General features: G+C 50.3%; 3 protein-coding genes and 1 pseudogene. 3 read left to right on the forward strand and 1 reads right to left on the reverse strand.

The features are described from left to right. A partial coding sequence (locus tag E0D98_RS23555) for a molybdopterin-guanine dinucleotide biosynthesis protein MobC (RefSeq protein WP_240723756.1) occupies positions 1-335 on the forward strand: 335 nt, incomplete at its 5' end. A gap of 84 nt (positions 336-419) precedes the next feature. Here the strand turns inward: E0D98_RS23555 and E0D98_RS23560 are convergent. After that, positions 420-1,268 carry a DUF4942 domain-containing protein gene (locus tag E0D98_RS23560; RefSeq protein WP_131891162.1) on the reverse strand — a complete coding sequence of 283 codons (849 nt, stop codon included), beginning with the start codon at positions 1,266-1,268 and terminating at the stop codon, positions 420-422. 347 nt (positions 1,269-1,615) lie between these two features. On the opposite strand from E0D98_RS23560, the pseudogene E0D98_RS28580 reads away from it, so the two are divergent. Continuing rightward, positions 1,616-1,813: pseudogene (locus E0D98_RS28580) on the forward strand (hypothetical protein). A 33-nt stretch (positions 1,814-1,846) separates the two neighbouring features. Beyond that, the coding region (locus tag E0D98_RS23575) for a helix-turn-helix transcriptional regulator (RefSeq protein WP_131891168.1) at positions 1,847-2,053 on the forward strand (207 nt) is incomplete at its 3' end.

Below are 2,053 nucleotides of genomic sequence, written 5' to 3' on the forward strand. Positions count from 1 at the left end.
TGGCTTCTAAAAAATTTTACTCAGATGATGACATCCAGCTGGCAAAAGCTGCTTTATCAGAATTGCCGGACCTCACCGCTCAACGGAAAACATTGCGTGATTTTCTTGATGCCATTCGTGATGACATCATTGTCCTGGTAAGGACAAAGGGTTATACACTGGCAGATGTTCGTGACACGCTCAAAAATGCAGGATATGAAGTAGGGGAGAAAGCACTTCGTGACATTATTCGGGAAGCAGAATCGAAAAAACCATCCCGCCGTTCTTCCTCTAAAACAGCACCTAAAAAGACAGATTCAGGCAGAAAAGATGACATCGATATGAACAACAATTGATGTGACAATGTCACATTGTGTTCTGAGATTATGATGATTACAGAAAAAAAGCCCCGGCATAAATACCAGGGCTTTTCTGTTTAATCAGACTCGTGGCGGCAATGCACCAGGATAATGCCGTGCAATAATATCATTCAGTTTTTCAACAAGGTCAGAACGCTTAAAGACAATGTGTACGGTCCCTTTCTGGTAGCCACGCACCGTAAAATATTCCCCTTCTAACAACTTACCGACATTGTCGCCGTTCCCGAGAAATTCACCATACTGCGCACCGATGCTGCTCCGGAAGTCAGGAACGTTGCGCCCCTCCAGCAGATAAAACGGACGTACCAGGTCATCCAGTGCCTCCCGTCCGCTGCAGTCCAGCGTCACACGCCCGTTACTCCAGCGGTACAGCAGGTTTTCAATGATGATTTTCTTGCCCAGACGGCAGGGATTATTGGTTCTGTAATCCCATGACAATTTCCGCCAGATATCAATCAGTCCCTGTTCAAATGTCTGCATCTTACTGGCATTCAGATGGCGGAATGTTGCCAGTACATTGTCCAGGGTTATTTCAGGACAGGTGTCGCTCATCAGCTGGCTATTCCACTCATCACGCTGGCATGAACTCATGAAGGTGTACATGCCCGTATCTGTCATCAGGCGGTCCCAGATTTTCCGGTCGGCAAGACGGGTGATATTCCTTTTCGCTTCTTCCGGTTTATCCATGCGACGAACGGAATCAGTCACGTAGTCTTCAAACCCGTAAAGAAAAATATCACCTGACGCATCGAGCAGAATCCTGCGCGCTGTCGCCAGGCATTCCATCGCCTGCATGAATAGTGCAATACCTTCGTTACGCTGCGCGATGATACGGTCGATAGCCACAGACGGAATAACATCTGTCGTGCCGGCAGTATTCAGGTCAGCAGTGGGTAAAGTCTGATTCATCACATTGTCTCCTCATCGTCACGACTGCCGGGTCAGCCAGGTCATTTCCCGGAGGAGCGAAGCTCCTTCTGCCGTCCGGGTCTTCGGGGATTTCCCCGCAGTGGACCTTTCCGACGGGGGACGCTCACCACGTCACGGGGCAGTTGTCCGGGGCAGACGCAAAAGTTTTTGACGCCTGCGGCAAAAAGTTTTGTGGCTGGTACATCTCTCCCCTGGACGACTGAAACGGGATGTGGTCGTGTATGCACCCCCGGAAAGTCCGTCTGCGGAGAACGGGCCGCAGTGCGGCGGCAGACAGGCAGAGACAGCTGCGCCATCAGGCGCAGTGGCCTTACACACCGTCAGGTGTGCAGGGAGCGCCGCATCCGGCGCGACTGAAGAAAAACGACAGCACAACAATGGCATGTCGTGGTCACTGGCGCACCACTCCCGCACAGGTGAAAACAGAGAAAACCGCACGACATCTATAACTAAAAAAAGTGAAATTTCTTCACTTTTTTACACTTATTTATCGCGCTGATTTGGCAATTGTGATGATAAAATAAAGTGAAGTTTTTTCACTTTTTCAAAGGTGTTTTATGACCGGATGGGAACTGCGAATCTGGCGAAAAAGCATGCTCTGGTCACGCGAAAAAGCGGCCAGAGAATTTGGCGTGACGCAGAGAACATGGCACGCCTGGGAAAATGCGGAACAGGTGGACGTCACCGTCTGGAGGACCACCCAGGCACTTTCAGTCCGTGACCTGCTGCCTCACATGCAGGGGATGCGCAAGGCAGATATCATC

It is taken from the genome of Escherichia sp. KCJ4928, assembly GCF_004352695.1.
Taxonomy (GTDB): Bacteria; Pseudomonadota; Gammaproteobacteria; order Enterobacterales; family Enterobacteriaceae; genus ECMA0423.

What these genes read in the sequence shown, in the direction of transcription:
- E0D98_RS23560 (WP_131891162.1), bottom strand. Translation starts at nt 1,268, where the DNA reads ATGAATCAGACTTTACCCACTGCTGACCTGAATACTGCCGGCACGACA.